Source organism: Stenotrophomonas sp. SKA14, assembly GCF_000158575.1.
Lineage (GTDB): Bacteria > Pseudomonadota > Gammaproteobacteria > Xanthomonadales > Xanthomonadaceae > Stenotrophomonas > Stenotrophomonas forensis.
Window position 1 is genome coordinate 1,975,940 of record NZ_DS999412.1, and the last position, 16,801, is coordinate 1,992,740.

Here is a 16,801-nt window from a genome sequence, read left to right on the forward strand (position 1 = left end):
CACTACCGAAGTCTCAGCGCAGCTTCGCCAGCGCCTGGCCCAACTGCACCGGGCTTTCGGCGCCCAGCTGCGGGGCGAACTCGGCCACGCCCGGCGGCAGCAGTACGATCACGGTCGAGCCATAGTTGAAGCGCGCCATCTCGGCGAAGCGCTCCAGCTGGATGCCCTGGCCACGGTAATCCTTGCGGGTGATGCGGTCGCCATAGGCCGGGATTTCCTCGCCGCTCCACACCGTTTCCACGCCGGACACCAGCAGCGCACCGACCATCACGCTGACCATCGGGCCGAAGCTGGTGTCGAAATGGCAGACCAGGCGCTCGTTGCGGGCGAAAAGGCGCGGCACGCCGTTCACTGCAGCCGGGCCGACGCTGAACAGACGGCCCGGCACGTGCACGGTTTTACGCAGGGTGCCGGTCCAGGGCATGTGAACGCGGTGGTAGTCGCGCGGCGACAGGTAGACGGTGGCGTACAGGCCGTCGTTGTACGGCTTGGCATCTTCGTCGCTGCCCAGCAGCTCGGCCGCGGTGAACGACTGTCCCTTGGCCTGGAAGATGCGACCGGCCTCGATCTTTCCCAGCTGGCTGATGCGGCCGTCGGCCGGCATCACCAGGCTGCGCGGATCGGCATCGGCCGCGCGCGCGCCCGGCTTCAGCGCACGGGTGAAGAACTGGTTGAAGGTGGCATAGCTGCGCGGGTCCGGGTTGGCCGCTTCGTCCAGGTTGACGTTGAACTTGCGGGTGACGGTGTCGATCAGCCAGCGCGAGACGCGCGGATCGTCCGAGTACGCCAGCGAGCGCGCCATCGAGGACAGCAGTCGGTGGGGCAGGGCGTACGTCAGGGCGGTGGTGAGACTCATGGGGCGGTTTTCTCGGTCAGCTTCTGCAGGTCGCGGGCGATCGCCGGCGCGTTGAACGGGGGGCGCACCAGGCCGGCAAGGCGGCCCTGCGGGTCGAGCACGGCCAGGCTGGCCGAATGCTCCACGGTGTAATCCTCGGGGTTCTCATCGAAGTGCTTGCCCGGCACCTTCTGGAACACGAAGCCCAGCGAGGTGGCGAAGCGCTCCAGCGAGGGCACATCGGCGGTGGCGGCCAGGGTGTCCTTGTGGAAGCCGTGCACGTACTCGCCCAGGCGGGTGGCGCTGTCACGGTCGGGGTCGACCGAGATGAACAGCACGCGCGGGCGCAGGCTGTCGGGCAGGGCCTCCCACTGGTTCTGCGCGCCGGCCAGCTCGGCCAGGGTGGTCGGGCACACGTCCGGGCAGAAAGTGAAGCCGAGGAACACCAGCGTCCAGTGGCCCTTCAGTTCGCCGGGGATCAGGCGGGTGCCATCGGACTGCGCGAGGTTGAAGTCGGGAAGCGCACGTGGCTGCGGGTACAGGGTGATCGCTTCGGTGGCCGGGGCGTTGGCCGGCGGCTTCGGCGCGAAGACCTGCTGCGCGGCCAGCAGGCCGAGTCCCGCCGCCAGGGCGATCAGCAGGATGATGCCGGCGTTGCGATTGAACATGGGGGCTCCCGCGCGAAATGGGTTCCATCATACCGGCTGCGGCCCGATCGTTTCCGCCGCAACGGATGCCGCCACGGGCGCCAGCCCCTATAATCGGGGGCCACTTTGCCCGCAGTACCGCCATGACCGCTGAAACGGCCGCCGAACTCCACACGATCATCGATCTGATCCGCTACGGCACCAGCCGTTTCAACGAAGCCGGGCTGACCTTCGGGCACAGCTACGACAACGCGCTGGACGAGGCCACCCAGCTGGTGCTGCACAGCCTGCACCTGCCGCACGACCTCGGCCCGGCCTACGGCCAGGCGCGCCTGCTGCAGGCCGAGAAGCTGCGCGTGCTGGAGCTGTTCCAGCGCCGCATCGACGAACGCATTCCGGCCGCCTACCTGACCGGCGAGGCCTGGTTCGCAGGCCTCAGTTTCAAGAGCGACGCGCGCGCCCTGGTGCCGCGTTCGCCGATCGCCGAACTGATCGAGTGCGGCTTCGAGCCGTGGCTGGCCGGCCGTGACGTGTACCGTGCGCTGGACCTGTGTACCGGTTCGGGCTGCATCGCCATCGCCATGGGCCACTACTACCCGAACTGGCAGGTGGACGGCGTCGACCTGAGCGACGACGCGCTGTCGCTTGCTGAAGAAAACCGGGAGCGGCTGCAGGCATACAACGTCAACCTGCTGAAGTCGGACCTGTTCAACGGCCTGTCCGGCCGCCACTACGACCTGATCGTCACCAATCCGCCGTACGTCACCAACGACGAGACCGATGCGCTGCCGAAGGAATACTCCTACGAGCCGGACATGGGCCTGCGTGCCGGTGACGATGGTCTGGACCTGGTGCTGAAGATCCTGCGTGACGCGCCGCTGCACCTGAGCGAAGACGGCCTGCTGATCTGCGAAGTGGGCGAATCCGAGCAGCACCTGATCAAGCTGCTGCCGGAAGTCGATTTCGCCTGGATCGAATTCAAGGTCGGCCAGATGGGCATCTTCGCGGTCGAATGCCGCGAGCTGATCGCCCACAGCGCGCGCATCACCGAACTGGCGGCGCAGCGCCCGTGAGTTCCAATTCGTTCGGCAAGCTGTTCACCGTCACCACGTTCGGCGAGTCGCACGGGCCGGCCATCGGCTGCGTGATCGATGGCTGCCCGCCGGGGCTGGCGCTGGACGCGGCCGAATTCGCCCACGACCTGCAGCGCCGCGCCACGGGCAAGAGCCGGCACACTTCGGCGCGCCGCGAGGCGGATGAGGTCGAGATCCTGTCCGGCGTGTACGAGGGCCTGACCACCGGCACCCCGATCGCGCTGCTGATCCGCAACACCGACCAGCGCAGCAAGGATTACGCCAACATCGGCCAGCAGTTCCGCCCGGGCCATGCCGACTACAGCTACTGGCACAAGTACGGCATCCGCGACCCGCGTGGTGGTGGCCGTTCCTCGGCGCGCGAGACCACCATGCGCGTGGCCGCCGGCGTGGTCGCCAAGAAGTGGCTGGCCGAGCGCTTCGGCGTCACCGTGCGTGGCTACCTGTCGCAGCTGGGCGATATCACCCCGGCCGGCTTCGACTGGTCGGCGGTGGAAGACAACCCGTTCTTCTGGCCGCACGCCGCACAGGTGCCCGAACTGGAGGCGTACATGGATGCGCTGCGCAAGTCCGGTGATTCGGTCGGAGCCTGCGTGGACGTGGTTGCCGACAATGTGCCGCCGGGCTGGGGCGAGCCCATCTACGGCAAGCTCGACGGCGAACTCGCCGCCGCGCTGATGAGCATCAACGCGGTGAAGGGCGTGGAGATCGGCGACGGTTTCGCCAGCGCCGCGCAGAAGGGCACCGAGCATCGTGACCTGCTGACCCCGCAGGGCTTTGCCAGCAACCATGCCGGCGGCATCCTCGGTGGCATCTCCACCGGCCAGCCGGTGGTCGCTTCGATCGTGTTGAAGCCGACCTCCAGCCTGCGCCTGCCGGGCCCGTCGCTGGATACCGCCGGCAACGTGGTCGAGGTGGTCACCACCGGTCGTCACGACCCCTGCGTCGGCATCCGTGCCACTCCGATCGCCGAGGCGATGGTGGCGATGGTGCTGATGGACCAGGCGCTGCGCCACCGCGCGCAGTGCGGCGATGTCGGCACGATCACCCCGCGCATCCCCGGGCAGATCGATGGCTGACACGCGGCCGACGGTGTGGGTGAGCCAGCCGCTGATCGATGCGGCCATCGCGCCGCTGCGCGATCGCGTGCAGCTGCGCGTCACCGACACCGTTACCGCCTGGTCGCCCGGGCAGATCGCCGCGCAGCTGGCCAGCGCCGATGGCGCGATCATCACCCTCAACGAGCGCATCGGCGCGGCCCAGGTGGCCGACGCGGCGCAGCTGCAGGTGATCGCCAATGTGGGCGTTGGCTACAACAATCTGGATGTCGATGCGCTCAGCGCGGCCGGCATCCTCGCCAGCAACACCCCGGACGTCCTGACCGAGACCACCGCCGATCTCGGCTTCGCCCTGCTGATGGCCACCGCGCGCCGCATCACCGAATCCGAGCGCTGGCTGCGCGAAGGCCAGTGGCAGCAGTGGTCGTTCCAGACCATGCTCGGTGCCGACATCCACGGCAGCACGCTCGGCATTCTCGGCATGGGCCGCATCGGCCAGGGTATCGCCCGTCGCGGTGCGCATGGGTTCGGCATGAAGGTGCTGTACCACAACCGCTCGCAGCTGCCGGCCGACACCGAAGCGGCACTGGGTGCCAGCTACGTGGACCTGGATACGCTGCTGGCGCAGTCCGACCACCTGCTGCTGGTCCTGCCGTACACGCCGGCGTCGCATCACCTGATCGATGCCGTCGCGCTGGCGAAGATGAAGCCGTCGGCCACGCTGGTGAACATCGCGCGCGGCGGCCTGGTCGATGAACTCGCATTGGCGGAGGCACTGGCCAACGGCCGCCTGGCTGCGGCCGGCCTGGATGTGTACGAGGGCGAGCCGAAGGTGCGCCCGGAGCTGCTGGCACTGCGCAACGTGGTGCTGACCCCGCACATCGGCAGCGCCTCGCTGGGCACGCGAACGGCGATGGTACAGCTGGCCGTGGATAATCTGGTCGCCGGGCTCGGCCTGGACGGCGGCCCGTCGCGCATGCCGAGCGCGATCAACGCTGACGCGGCGATGGCCGCGCGCGTGACTCTGGGCAAAAAAACCGGGAAACGATAGGGAACCTCCGCGCGCCCCGCTTGAGGAGGTTCCCCGAACCCTGCTGTCGTGCGTGTTTTTTCCCATCCCCGTTTTCGTGAGAGTTTCCCCCATGAGCAATGCACAGCGCAGTTTCCACGTCGCCGTCGTCGGTGCCACCGGCGCGGTCGGCGAGACCATGTTGTCGATCCTGGCCGAGCGTGACTTCCCGGTCGGCACCCTGAGCGTCCTGGCCTCCGAGCGTTCGGCCGGTGGCGAGATCGAGTTCAACGGCCAGAAGGTCACGGTGCAGGATCTGGCCACTTTCGACCCGACCGGCGTCGAGATCGCCCTGTTCTCGGCCGGTGGCAGCGTGTCAAAGGAGTACGCGCCGAAGTTCGCTGCCGCCGGTGCGGTGGTGATCGACAACTCCTCGGCCTTCCGTTACGACGACGACGTGCCGCTGGTGGTGTCCGAGGTCAACCCGGAACAGGCTGCCAACCGTCCGCGCGGCATCATCGCCAACCCGAACTGCTCGACCATGCAGATGCTGGTGGCACTGGCGCCGCTGCACCGTAAGTACGGCATCGAGCGCATCAACGTCTCCACCTACCAGTCGGTGTCCGGGGGCGGCCGCTCGGCCACCGAGGAGCTGGGCAAGCAGACCGGCCAGCTGCTCAGCTTCCAGGAGATCGATCCGCAGCGCTTCCCGGTGCAGATCGCCTTCAACCTGATCCCACACATCGACGACTTCCAGGACAACGGCTTCACCAAGGAAGAGATGAAGCTGATCTGGGAGACCCGCAAGATCCTCGGCGACGACAGCATCCTGGTGAACCCGACCGCCGTGCGCGTGCCGGTGTTCTACGGGCATTCCGAGTCGGTGGCGATCGAGACCCGCGACAAGGTGACCGTGGCCGAAGCGCGTGCGCTGCTGGAGCAGTCGCCGGGCATCGAAGTGGTGGATCGCCACGAAGCGGGTGGCTACCCGACCCCGGTCACCCACGCCTCGGGCACCGACGCGGTGTACGTCGGCCGCATCCGTGAGGACCTGTCGCACCCGCGCGGCCTGAACCTGTGGATCGTCTCGGACAACGTGCGCAAGGGCGCGGCACTGAATGCCGTGCAGCTGGCCGAGCTGGTCGCCGCCGAACAGCGCTGAGCAGCGCGCTTGCCTCACGGGTAGTGCCGGCCGCTGGCCGGCATTGCCGTGATCCATGGGCTGAAGCGATTGCCGGCCAGCGGCCGGCACTATCTCAAGGATCTTTGCGGTGGGTGCGGACCTTGGTCCGCACGCTTTATAGTGTCGCCCATGAATAAACGGGCCAGGGGCGCAACGCGCCCGCTCAGCTATCTTTCCGCCGCGCTGCTGGCCCTGGCCAGCAGTTCGGCGCTCGCCCTGGGGTTGGGCGACATCCGTGTCCTGTCCAAGCCGGGCCAGCCCTTGCTGGCCGAGATCCCGGTAGTCTCGGCCGACCCGTCCGAGCTGGAAAACCTGCGTGTGGCGCTGGCCTCGCCGGTCACCTTCGAACGTGTCGGCCTGCAACGGCCGACCGGCCTGGTCAGCGAACTGCAGTTCGAACTGACCCGCAACGCGCAGGGCAGGGCAGTGGTGCGGGTGACCTCGCAGGCGCCGGTCGAGACGCCGTCGCTGAGCTTCCTGATCGAGGCCGACTGGGGCCAGGGCCGGCTGGTCCGCGAGTACTCGGCGCTGGTCGATGCGCCCTCCAGCGCGCTGGCCGTGGCCGAGCCGGAGATCGTCGCACCGGCTGGCACCCTGTCCAATACCATCACCCGCGAGCCGGCAACGGCACCGGTGGCAGAGGCGGCCGGTGCGCCGCCGTCCGCGCCTGCGCCCACGCCGGCACCCGTACGGCCGCGTGCGGCGCCCGCGCCGGTTGCGGCCAAACCGGCCGATGGCAGCGTCACCGTACAGCGCGGCCAGACGTTGTCGCAGATAGCCAGCGCAGTGGCGCGTGGCAACCAGGTCAGTCGTGATCGCGCGATGATTGCCCTGCTGCGCGCCAATCCCGAGGCCTTCATCCGGGGCAACGTGAACCTGCTCAAGCAGGGCGCAGTGCTGCGCATGCCAGGCAGCGATGCGCTGGCGGCGGTCGATGCTGCCGAAGCGGCTGCACTGGTGCGCGAGCATGCGGCGCAATGGCGGCAGGCGCGAACCGTGCCGCAGCCGGCAGGTACGGTCGCAGCGGTGGCCAAGGCAGAAACCGCGAACGCCGCGTCCCCGTCGGGGGCCAGCGGCGCACGGCTTGAAATCGCTCCGGCGCTGGCGTCCGACGCCGCGAAAGCGGGCACAACCACCGGCACCGCTGCCGGCAGCGAGGGTGACATGATGGGCAACGAGCAACTGCGCCAGGCGCGTGAGGACATCGCTACGCGCGATGCCGAGATCGGCGAGCTGAAGCAGCGCGTGGCCGATCTGGAGAAGCTGAAGGAACAGCAGCAGTCGCTGATCGCGATGAAGGACAACGACCTGGCTGCCGCGCAGCAGCGTCTGGCCCAGGCGCCGGGCAGCCGCGACGTGGCAACGCCGTGGTACTGGCTGGGCCTGCCCGTGCTGCTGCTCGCGGCGGCGGCGGCCTGGCTGCTGCGCCGGCGCAAGCCGTCGCCGTTGCCGCCGCTGCGCGAGGAAGGCGATGTCGCTGGTCTGGCTGCGGCGGTGCCGGCGGGTGCAGCGCTGGATACGCTGGCCGAGCAGTCCTCGTGGTCGTCGGTGGTGGACGACGGTGGCCGCCAGGAGCCCGCCATGCCGGCCTGGGCGACCGCAACCGAAGTACAGGATGACGTGGCTGCCGAACCGATCGCCGACGTCGCCGCCCAGGCTGACTGGCAGGCACAGACGCTGCGCGATGACGAAGTGGTGGAGCTGCCCGAGGCCGTGACCGATCTGCCGCGCTGGGACGAGCCGGTGCCCACGCAGGACACCCCCGTGCCGGATGAGCCGGTCGCGCAGGCGGTCCCTGACGAGGTCGCGGTGCCCGACTATGCGTTGCATGCCGAGCAGCAGCCGCAGTTCCGTGGCGTGTTCGATCTGCCGGCCGATGCGCACGAGAGCCAGGCGCAGGCCGATGCTCCACACCACGAAGACACCCCGTCGACTGCGGCTGCAGCCGATGGCGACGCAGGTTGGGCGCCGCGTGCCGGCCAGGAACGGCTGGAACTGGCCATTGCCTATCTGGATCTGGGCGATGCGCAGACCGCGCGTACCCTGCTGCTGGAAGTCGCCGAGGGCGGCGATCTGCACAGCCAGGCACAGGCCCGCGAGCTGCTGGCGCGCCTGCCGTGACCGAACCCGCCGACAAGGACCGTGCCATGAGCCGCGAGCGCCGCATCGACTACGTTGAATTCGCCTCCGCTGATCCGGCGGCCAGCCGTACCTTCTTCGAGAAGGTGTTCGGCTGGTCGTTCGTCGACTACGGCAGCGACTACACCGCCTTCGACGATGGCCGCCTGCAGGGCGGCTTCTTCCGCGGTCAGCCGCAACGGGCCAGTGACAGCGGCGCACCGCTGCTGGTGCTGTATGCCGACCACCTGGCCCCGATCGAGGCGGCGGTGCGTGATGCCGGCGGCGAGATCGTGCGCCCGGTGTTTTCCTTCCCCGGGGGCAGCCGCTTCCAGTTCGTCGAGCCCGGTGGCAACGAACTGGCGGTGTGGTCCGAACGCGACCCGGCCTGAGCGCCGCCCCATACGCAGCATCGAGGTAGCACATGCGTTACGCGCTTGGCGTCGAGTACGACGGCAGCGATTTCAGGGGCTGGCAGAACCTGGGCGAGGGTGGTCCCAGCGTGCAGGCCAGCCTTGAACTGGCCCTGTCGTCGGTCGCCGATGCGCCGTTGCAGGTGGTCTGCGCCGGCCGCACCGATGCCGGCGTGCACGGCCAGTGCCAGGTCGTGCATTTCGACACCGACGTGGTGCGCGATCCGCGCGCCTGGATGCTCGGCACCACCACCCGCCTGCCGCGCTCGATCGCGGTGCGCTGGTGCGTGCCGGTGGCCGATGATTTCCACGCCCGTTTTTCCGCGCGCGCACGCCGCTACCGCTATCGGCTGCTCAACCGCGAAGTGCGGCCGGCGCTGGGCCGCCAGACCCTGAGCTGGGAGCGGCGTACGCTGGACGAGGCCCTGATGCATGCCGCCGGCCAGGCCCTGCTTGGCGAGAACGACTTCAGCGCGTTCCGATCGGTGCAATGCCAGGCGTTGCATGCGCGGCGTGAACTGCAGTCGCTGCAGGTCAGCCGCCAGGGTGAGGTGATTGAAGTGGCCGTGCAGGGCAATGCATTCCTTCATCACATGGTCCGCAATATCGTCGGATCCTTGATCCTGGTGGGCAGCGGCGAAAAACCGGTGGAATGGATCGCCGAACTGCTGGCAGGCCGCGATCGCACCGTAGCCGGTCCCACCGCACCGCCGCAGGGCCTGGTGTTCCTTGGGCCCCTGTACCCCGACAACTGGCATCTGCCCGCCGAGGTCACGCTATGAGCCGCTCCTACTACCGCACACGCATCAAGTTCTGTGGCATGACCCGCGCTGGCGACGTCCGCCTGGCCGGTGAGCTGGGCGTGGACGCAGTGGGTTTCATCTTTGCCCGCGAGAGCAGCCGCCGGGTCGCCCCGGCCGAAGCGCGCGCGATGCGCCAGGCGATCGCGCCGATGGTCGACGTGGTGGCGCTGTTCCGCAACAACAGCAAGGAAGAGGTGCGCGAGGTGCTGCGCACGGTGCGACCGACCCTGCTGCAGTTCCATGGCGAGGAAGACGAGAGCTTCTGCCGCAGTTTCAACATGCCTTACCTGAAGGCGATCGCCATGGGCGGACGCGAAGAGGTCAACGCCCGTACCCTGCAGCTGCGCTATCCCAGCGCCGCTGGCTTCCTGTTCGACAGCCACGCGCCCGGCGGCGGTGGCGGCACGGGTGTCGCATTCGACTGGGGCCGCATCCCGACCGGCCTGCACCGCCCGTTCCTGCTGGCCGGTGGCCTGAACCCGGACAACGTCTATGACGCCGTGCTGGCCACGTTGCCATGGGGTGTGGATGTCTCCAGCGGCATCGAACTGGAGCCGGGCATCAAGGATGGCTACAAGATGCGCACCTTCGTCGAAGAGGTGCGGCGCGCGGACTGCACCGTTCTGGAGTGATCAGGGAAAGCGGCGGGCTGGCCCAGGTCAGCCCAGCTGCGAGCTGACCCAATCGGTCAGCGCATCCACGCGCGCATCGGCCAGACCCTCCGGTCGCGCCAGCACCCAGAAGCCGCCAGTGGCGGTAAACCCCCACGGCGCGATCAACCGCCCCGCCGCCAGGTCCTCGGCCACCAGTGGCTCCGGTGCGATTGCCGGGCCCAGCCCGGCCACCGCTGCCTCCAGCAGGTAATACAGATGCTCGAAAGCGGTGCCCAACTGCAGCTTCGATGCGTCCAGGCCATGTGCCTGCGCCCAGGCCGGCCACGCCTGCGGTCGTGAGCTGGTGTGCAGCAACGTTTCCTGCAGCAGTGCCGAGGGCGGGACATGCCGCAGGCGTTGCGCCGCCGGGTGGGAGGGGGCCACCACCACGCCGACTCGCTCCGGCGCCAGCTCGCGCACCTGCCAGCCGCGCGGCCACGGCCCCTGCGCCAGCAGCAGGACTGCATCCAGCGCTGCCTGGGCCTCGGTGAAGCTGCCGTCCAGTGCCGACCACTGCAGGCGCACGCCGGGCAGGGCGGCCTGCAGCGCGGGCAGTCGCGGGATCATCCAGCGCGCCAGTACGCTGCCACTACAGCCCAGCACCAGTGCCGGGGATGCCGTCGGCCGCCGCAGTTCACGCACGCAGTCTTCAATGCCGGTGAACGCCTCGCTGCATGCCACCTGCAGGCGGGTGCCTGCGGCGGTCAGGCGCAGGCCGCGACCGGCACGCTGGAACAAGGCCATGCCCAGATGATCCTCCAGCAGCTTCAGCTGCCGGCTGACCGCACCGTGGGTGACATGCAGGTCCTGTGCGGCGCGGCCGACCCCGCCCAGGCGGGCGGTGGCCTCGAACGCGCGCAGCGCGTTGAGCGGCGGGAGCTGGGAGATGCTCATGTGAGATTTCCTGACAATATGCGCCAGATAATATCCATTTTCCGGTCACGACCCGTGCGCTAGAGTATCCACCTGTCTTGAACCACCGGTCGCTTCCATGTCTGCCTCCCCCATTGCCGACTACCACGCCTTCCCGGATACCCAAGGCCACTTCGGCCGCTACGGTGGCAGTTTCGTTGCCGAAACCCTGGTCGGCCCGCTGCAGGAGCTGGCCCAGGCCTATGACCAGGCCCGCAAGGACCCGGCCTTCCAGGCGGCCTACGACAAGGACCTGGCCCATTATGTTGGCCGTCCCAGCCCGATCTACCACGCCCAGCGCCTGAGCGATCACGTTGGGGGCGCCCAGATCCTGCTCAAGCGCGAGGACCTGAACCACACCGGCGCGCACAAGATCAACAACACCATCGGCCAGGCCCTGTTGGCGGCGCGGATGGGCAAGAAGCGCATCATCGCCGAGACCGGCGCCGGCCAGCACGGCGTGGCCAGCGCCACCGTCGCCGCGCGCCTGGGCCTGGAATGCGTGGTGTACATGGGCGCCACCGACATCGAGCGGCAGAAGATCAACGTCTACCGGATGAAGCTGCTCGGCGCGACGGTGGTGCCGGTCACCTCCGGCTCGGCCACCCTGAAGGATGCGCTCAACGAAGCGATGCGCGACTGGGTGACCAACGTGCAGGACACCTTCTACATCATCGGCACCGTCGCCGGTCCGGACCCGTACCCGCGCATGGTGCGCGATTTCAACGCCATCGTCGGCCGCGAAGCACGCGAGCAGATGCTGGCCGAGTACGGTCGCCTGCCCGATGCGATCACCGCCTGCGTCGGCGGCGGCAGCAACGCCATCGGCCTGTTCCATGCGTTCCTCAACGATCGCCAGGTCGAGATCGTCGGCGCCGAAGCGGCAGGTGATGGCATCAGCACCGGTCGCCATGCGGCGTCGATCGCCGCAGGTCGCCCGGGTGTGCTGCATGGCAACCGCACCTACGTCCTGTGCGACGACGATGGCCAGATCATCGAGACCCATTCGGTGTCGGCCGGCTTGGATTATCCGGGCGTCGGCCCGGAGCATGCGTTCCTGGCCGATACCGGCCGCGCGCGTTACCTCGGCATCACCGATGAAGAGGCCCTGCAGGCGTTTCACCTGCTGGCGCACACCGAGGGCATCCTGCCCGCATTGGAATCCAGCCACGCGCTGGCGCAGGCGATCAAGCTGGCGCGCGAGCGTCCGCGCGACCAGATCGTGCTGTGCAACCTGTCCGGCCGCGGCGACAAGGACGTGCATACCATCGCTGCGCGCGAAGGCCTGGTGCTGTGAATTGCATGCTGCGCCATGGCGGGGCGTGGGTGCTGGCGGTCGGCCTGGGCGGCTGCGCGCCACCCGATCCGCCGGTGCTGGCGCCGGCGCCGGCATCCCCGGCGGCGATCGCCCCGGCACGCCAGGTTGCCAGCAACGACGATGCTGCAGCACACCGGCCGATCGAAGACGCACCGTTGCCAAGCGCAGACGATGCTGCCGATGAAGACAGTGCTCCAGCGGTGGTTTCGGTGGCCCTGGACCATGCCGGCGAGGTGCTGATCGGCCAACCGTTCAGTGAACTGCAGAGCGAAGGGCAGTGGCACTCGGCCGGGCTGAGCGAGGCAACCTCCGGGCGCTGCGAGTACTACGAGCGCGGCACGCTGCCTGAAGGCGTGGCGATGATGGTGCAGGACGGCGACGTGGTGCGTTTCGACCTGGCCCCCATCGACGATTCGGGCCAGGTGGTGATCCAGCCGGGGCCGTTCGGCCTGCACCTGGACATGCCGCGCGCGCAGGCCCTGCAGCGGCTGCCCAAGGGCGTCTCCGTCCAGCCCTATGGCAATGATGTGGAGGCCGGCGAGACCCTGCTCTGGCAGGACCCCGGTTCCGACCTGGCGATCCGCGTGGAGATCGTCGACGGCACCGTATCCCGAATGTACTGGGGCGCCAGCGGCGCCGTTGACCTGATCGAAGGATGTACCTGACATGTCCGTATCCCGACTTGATGCCTGTTTCCAGCGCCTGCGCGAGCAGCAACGCAAGGCGTTGATCCCCTTCATCACTGCCGGCGATCCCTCGCTGGAAGCGACCGTGCCGGTCATGCACGCACTGGTCGAGGCCGGCGCCGATGTGATCGAACTGGGCGTGCCGTTCTCCGACCCGATGGCGGACGGCCCCACCATCCAGCGCAGCTCCGAGCGCGCGCTGGCGCGCGGTGCCGGCAGCCGCTACGTGCTGCAGGCCGTGGCGCAGTTCCGGGAGCGTGATGCGCAGACGCCGGTGGTGCTGATGGGCTATCTGAATCCGGTGGAGATCCATGGCTACGCTGCGTTCGCCGACGCCGCGGTGAAGGCCGGCGTGGATGGCGTGCTGCTGGTCGATCTGCCGCCGGAAGAAGCCGGTGACGCACAGCAGGCCTTCGAGGCGGCCGGCCTGGCGCTGGTGCTGCTGGCGTCGCCGACCACCAGTGAAGCGCGTGCCGACAAGCTGCTGGCCCTGGCGCGCGGCTACCTGTACTACGTCAGCTTTGCCGGTGTCACCGGGGCGTCCGAGCGGTTGGACAGTGATGCCGCCAGCGCGCGCCTGCAGGCACTGCGCGAGCGTGCCTCGGTGCCGGTCGTGGCAGGCTTCGGCATCAAGGACGCGGCCAGTGCCGCGGCGATGGCGCGGCAGGCCGACGGCGTGGTGGTGGGCAGCGCACTGGTGGCGGTGCTGGCAGAGGCGGGCTCGGCGGAAGAGGCCGCGCAGCGCGCCGGGGCCTTCCTCGCACCGTTGCGGCAGGCGCTGGACGCGTAACGGCGTGCCGGCCACTGGCCGGCATCCTCCGCACCCGCCTGCGTACAGGGGCTGCAGGCCAGCGGCGGGCACCACCCGGACCTAAACGTACGTCCCAGCATGGTTTTTTCCTGCTGGCCCGGGCACCGCAAGGGGTGCACGGGCGGGGGCAGCGGAGCTAGACTGTCCGCCTTTGCGGCCCCCGGGCCGCCCTGAACGGAAGTGTCCTCCCGCATGAGTTGGCTCAGCAAGTTGATGCCGTCCGGCATCCGCACCGACAACACCCCCAGCAAGAAGCGCAGCGTCCCCGAGGGCCTGTGGGAAAAGTGCAGCAACTGCGGCAGCGCGTTGTACCGTCCGGAACTGGAAGAGAACCTGGAAGTCTGCCCGAAGTGCGGCCATCACATGGCGATCCGTGCGCGTGCGCGGCTGGCGGCCCTGTTCGACGCCGACAGCACCACCGAGATCGGTGCGCGCCTGGGCCCGACTGACCTGCTCAAGTTCAAGGACCAGAAGAAGTACAGCGAGCGCATCAAGATCGCGCAGAAGAACACTGGCGAGTACGACGCGCTGATCGCCATGCGCGGCTTGCTCAAGGGGCGTGCGCTGGTGGCGTCGTCGTTCGACTTCGCCTTCATGGGCGGCTCGATGGGTTCGGTGGTCGGTGAGCGCTTCGCGCTCGCTGCCGAAACCGCGGTCGAGATCGGCGCCCCTTACGTGTGCTTCTCGCAGAGCGGCGGTGCGCGCATGCAGGAAGGCCTGTTCTCGCTGATGCAGATGGCCAAGACCTCGGCCGCGCTGGGCAAGCTGCGCGAAGCCGGCCTGCCGTACATCTCGGTGCTGACCCATCCGACCACCGGTGGTGTGTCGGCATCGTTCGCGATGCTGGGCGACATCAACATCGCCGAGCCGCAGGCGCTGATCGGCTTTGCCGGCCCGCGCGTGATCGAGCAGACCGTGCGTGAGAAGCTTCCGGAAGGTTTCCAGCGCTCGGAGTTCCTGCTGGAGCACGGTGCCATCGACCAGATCTGCGACCGCCGCGAAATGCGCGACCGTCTGTCCGACCTGCTGGCGATGCTGGGCCGTCAGCCGGCGCCGGAGGTGGCTTGATGGGGGGCCGCAAGTACTTCGGTACTGACGGCATCCGTGGGCGGGTCGGCCAAGGGGTGATCTCGGCCGACTTCGTGCTGCGCCTGGGCAATGCCCTGGGGCGCGTGCTGGTCGCCCAGCGCGGCCAGGACGGGCGTCGGCCGATCGTGCTGATCGGCAAGGACACCCGCATTTCCGGCTACATGTTCGAAGCGGCACTGGAAGCCGGGCTGGTCGCCGCCGGTGCCGACGTGCAGCTGCTCGGCCCGATGCCGACTCCGGCGGTCGCATTCCTGACCCGCACGCTGGGCGTGGATGCCGGCATCGTCATCAGTGCTTCGCACAATCCGCACTACGACAACGGCATCAAGTTCTTCTCCGCCCAGGGCGAGAAGCTCGACGATGCCACCGAACTGGCGCTGGAAGCGGCGCTGGATCTTCCGTTCACCACCGCCGAATCGGAAAAGCTGGGCAAGGCGTCGCGCGCGCGCGAGGCGGTCGGCCGATACATCGAGTTTTGCAAGGCCAGCGTGCCGCGCGCCTTCGATCTGCGCGGCCTGCGCCTGGTGCTGGATTGCGCGCACGGCGCCACCTACCAGATCGCACCGCTGTTGTTCCGTGAGCTGGGCGCCGAGGTGATCGGCATCGGCGCCGAACCCAATGGCATCAACATCAACGCCGGGGTCGGCTCCACCCATATCGACAACCTGGCGGCCAAGGTCCGCGAGACCCGCGCCGATCTCGGCATCGCCTTCGATGGTGACGGTGACCGCGTGCTGATGGCCGACGACCAGGGCAATCCGGTTGACGGCGATGACCTGCTGTACATCCTGGCACGTGCGTGGAAGGCCGAAGGTCGCCTGCATGGCCCGGTGGTCGGTACGCTGATGAGCAACTACGGTGTGGAGAAGGCCTTCGCCGACCTGCAGATTCCGTTCGTGCGCAGCAACGTCGGTGACCGCTACGTACACCAGGCGCTGATCGAAGGCGATGGCGTGCTGGGGGGTGAAGCCTCGGGCCACCTGCTGTGCCTGGACCGGGCAACCACCGGCGATGGCATCATCAGCGCCCTGCAGGTGCTGGTGGCGCTGCGCAGCAGCGGGCAGACCCTGCGCCAGGCGCTGAAGGGGCTGGTGCGGGTACCGCAGAAGACGGTCAACGTGCGGCTGGGCAATGTCTCGGCCAAGGCCACGGTGCAGGCCGACAGCGTGCAGGCCGCACTGGTCGTCGCGCAGCAGTCGGTGGCTGGTCGTGGTCGTGCGTTCCTGCGCCCGTCCGGTACCGAGCCGGTGGTGCGGGTCACGGTCGAAGCCGATGATGCGGTGTTGATGCAGGAAACGCTCGATCGCCTGTCCACGGCCGTGCGTGAAGCGGCCGCCTGAGACGGGCGGTGTTGCGAACAGGGTTCCCCGACATGGCCGCGAAAGCGGCCATGTCGCTTTTTGCATGCCTGGAGGCCGGTGCCAGGCTGAATCATCTGATACCCGCATCACATTTGAAGGGGGTGTTCAGCTGGCGCTGGCCGCTTGCTGACATCGGCTACACGCCGCAAGGGGTATTCCCGCAGTCAGGATCCCCGGTTCATTTCATTCCAGTGTCGGGCCGCGGATCGGGTCGGAGCAACAGGGCTTCTTCCATCCATGTTTCAAGGACAAGGACAAGGGTCATGAACACTTCATTGCGCCTCAGCCGCTATCTGCTGGGAGGGGCTTTGGTGGTCCTGCCGCTGCTGGGCGGCATCTCCACCGCCAGCGCCGAACGTCATCCGGGAGGCGGGCCGCACATGGGCGCCGTCCGCGAGGAGCCGATGCGTTCGCCACTGGGTTACACCCGCATGGAACGACCGCGCGAAATCACCAACGCGCGCCCGCAGTTCCGTGATGAGTACCGGCACAATTTCCGTGCCGACCATGCCTTCCGCATCGGTCCGTATCATCCGCCGGTGGGCTTCCAGTACCGCCGCTGGCACTACGGTGAGATCCTGCCGCGGCCGTTCTGGGTCGGTGACTACATTCTCAACGATTTCTGGCTGTTCGATCTGGACTTCCCACCCGTGGGCTACGAGTGGGTCCGCTTCGGACCGGATGCGCTGCTGATCAATACCGGCAACGGTGAGATCGTGCAGACCGTCTACGGTCGCTTCATCTGATGCAGGCAGCCGTTGCAGGTGCGCCTGGCCTGCACTGACCGCCTGTCTCGCGCAAAGGTGACACG

General features: G+C 68.3%; 17 protein-coding genes. 14 read left to right on the plus strand and 3 right to left on the minus strand.

Translation table 11 applies throughout. The features are described from left to right. Nucleotides 1-13 precede the first annotated feature (13 nt). The gene (asd, locus tag SSKA14_RS08950) at nt 14-856 is read right to left on the minus strand and encodes an archaetidylserine decarboxylase (RefSeq protein ID WP_040007363.1); all 843 of its coding nucleotides are present in this window, start codon (nt 854-856) and stop codon (nt 14-16) included. Continuing rightward, nucleotides 853-1,503 (minus strand): SCO family protein, encoded by a 651-nt coding sequence (locus SSKA14_RS08955; protein WP_006459101.1) that lies wholly within the window; start codon nt 1,501-1,503, stop codon nt 853-855. The genes asd and SSKA14_RS08955 overlap by 4 nt, the downstream gene beginning before the upstream one ends. Before the next feature lie 122 nt (nt 1,504-1,625). Between SSKA14_RS08955 and prmB the strand changes: the two genes are divergently transcribed. The 8 genes from prmB (at nt 1,626) to SSKA14_RS08995 (ending at nt 9,792) form a co-directional block, all read left to right on the plus strand. Then, entirely contained in the window at nt 1,626-2,555 is a 930-nt protein-coding gene (gene prmB, locus SSKA14_RS08960) for a 50S ribosomal protein L3 N(5)-glutamine methyltransferase (protein ID WP_008264512.1), read from the plus strand. Next, on the plus strand, nt 2,552-3,655 hold the full coding sequence (gene aroC / locus SSKA14_RS08965) for a chorismate synthase (RefSeq protein WP_008264593.1): 1,104 nt from the start codon (nt 2,552-2,554) through the stop codon (nt 3,653-3,655). The genes prmB and aroC overlap by 4 nt, the downstream gene beginning before the upstream one ends. Continuing rightward, nucleotides 3,648-4,685, plus strand: a complete 1,038-nt coding sequence (locus SSKA14_RS08970) for a D-glycerate dehydrogenase (RefSeq protein ID WP_040007364.1) — start codon at nt 3,648-3,650, stop codon at nt 4,683-4,685. The genes aroC and SSKA14_RS08970 overlap by 8 nt, the downstream gene beginning before the upstream one ends. Nucleotides 4,686-4,776: 91 nt before the next feature. Beyond that, nucleotides 4,777-5,805, plus strand: coding sequence for an aspartate-semialdehyde dehydrogenase (locus SSKA14_RS08975; RefSeq protein ID WP_008267360.1), 1,029 nt, complete (start codon nt 4,777-4,779; stop codon nt 5,803-5,805). 150 nt (nt 5,806-5,955) lie between these two features. Beyond that, on the plus strand, nt 5,956-7,947 hold the full coding sequence (locus SSKA14_RS08980) for a FimV/HubP family polar landmark protein (protein ID WP_008267783.1): 1,992 nt from the start codon (nt 5,956-5,958) through the stop codon (nt 7,945-7,947). Nucleotides 7,948-7,973: 26 nt separating this feature from the next. After that, nucleotides 7,974-8,336 carry a VOC family protein gene (locus SSKA14_RS08985; protein WP_040009503.1) on the plus strand — a complete coding sequence of 121 codons (363 nt, stop codon included), beginning with the start codon at nt 7,974-7,976 and terminating at the stop codon, nt 8,334-8,336. A 32-nt stretch (nt 8,337-8,368) separates the two neighbouring features. Beyond that, a complete protein-coding gene (gene truA / locus SSKA14_RS08990; RefSeq protein WP_008264775.1) occupies nt 8,369-9,139 on the plus strand; it encodes a tRNA pseudouridine(38-40) synthase TruA in 771 nt (256 codons plus the stop codon). Then, nucleotides 9,136-9,792, plus strand: a complete 657-nt coding sequence (locus tag SSKA14_RS08995) for a phosphoribosylanthranilate isomerase (RefSeq protein ID WP_006458876.1) — start codon at nt 9,136-9,138, stop codon at nt 9,790-9,792. The genes truA and SSKA14_RS08995 overlap by 4 nt, the downstream gene beginning before the upstream one ends. A 27-nt stretch (nt 9,793-9,819) precedes the next feature. Here SSKA14_RS08995 and SSKA14_RS09000 read toward each other — a convergent pair whose 3' ends face one another. Next, nucleotides 9,820-10,707, minus strand: a complete 888-nt coding sequence (locus SSKA14_RS09000; RefSeq protein ID WP_008265384.1) for a LysR family transcriptional regulator — start codon at nt 10,705-10,707, stop codon at nt 9,820-9,822. A gap of 97 nt (nt 10,708-10,804) precedes the next feature. Between SSKA14_RS09000 and trpB the strand changes: the two genes are divergently transcribed. The 6 genes from trpB to SSKA14_RS09030 all read left to right on the plus strand — a co-directional run bounded on the left by trpB (nt 10,805) and on the right by SSKA14_RS09030 (nt 16,736). Continuing rightward, the gene (trpB, locus tag SSKA14_RS09005; protein ID WP_008267291.1) at nt 10,805-12,022 is read left to right on the plus strand and encodes a tryptophan synthase subunit beta; all 1,218 of its coding nucleotides are present in this window, start codon (nt 10,805-10,807) and stop codon (nt 12,020-12,022) included. Beyond that, nucleotides 12,019-12,708, plus strand: a complete 690-nt coding sequence (locus tag SSKA14_RS09010; RefSeq protein ID WP_040007365.1) for a hypothetical protein — start codon at nt 12,019-12,021, stop codon at nt 12,706-12,708. Before trpB ends, SSKA14_RS09010 begins: the two co-directional genes overlap by 4 nt. A gap of 1 nt (nt 12,709) precedes the next feature. After that, nucleotides 12,710-13,519, plus strand: a complete 810-nt coding sequence (gene trpA, locus SSKA14_RS09015) for a tryptophan synthase subunit alpha (protein ID WP_008268690.1) — start codon at nt 12,710-12,712, stop codon at nt 13,517-13,519. Nucleotides 13,520-13,732: 213 nt separating this feature from the next. Next, nucleotides 13,733-14,608: an acetyl-CoA carboxylase, carboxyltransferase subunit beta gene (gene accD / locus SSKA14_RS09020; protein ID WP_005410473.1), complete on the plus strand. Its 876-nt coding sequence runs from the start codon at nt 13,733-13,735 to the stop codon at nt 14,606-14,608. Continuing rightward, nucleotides 14,608-15,969 carry a phosphoglucosamine mutase gene (glmM, locus tag SSKA14_RS09025; RefSeq protein WP_008267679.1) on the plus strand — a complete coding sequence of 454 codons (1,362 nt, stop codon included), beginning with the start codon at nt 14,608-14,610 and terminating at the stop codon, nt 15,967-15,969. The genes accD and glmM overlap by 1 nt, the downstream gene beginning before the upstream one ends. Nucleotides 15,970-16,253: 284 nt before the next feature. After that, nucleotides 16,254-16,736, plus strand: a complete 483-nt coding sequence (locus SSKA14_RS09030) for an RcnB family protein (protein ID WP_008265738.1) — start codon at nt 16,254-16,256, stop codon at nt 16,734-16,736. The last annotated feature ends 65 nt before the right edge of the window (nt 16,737-16,801 follow it).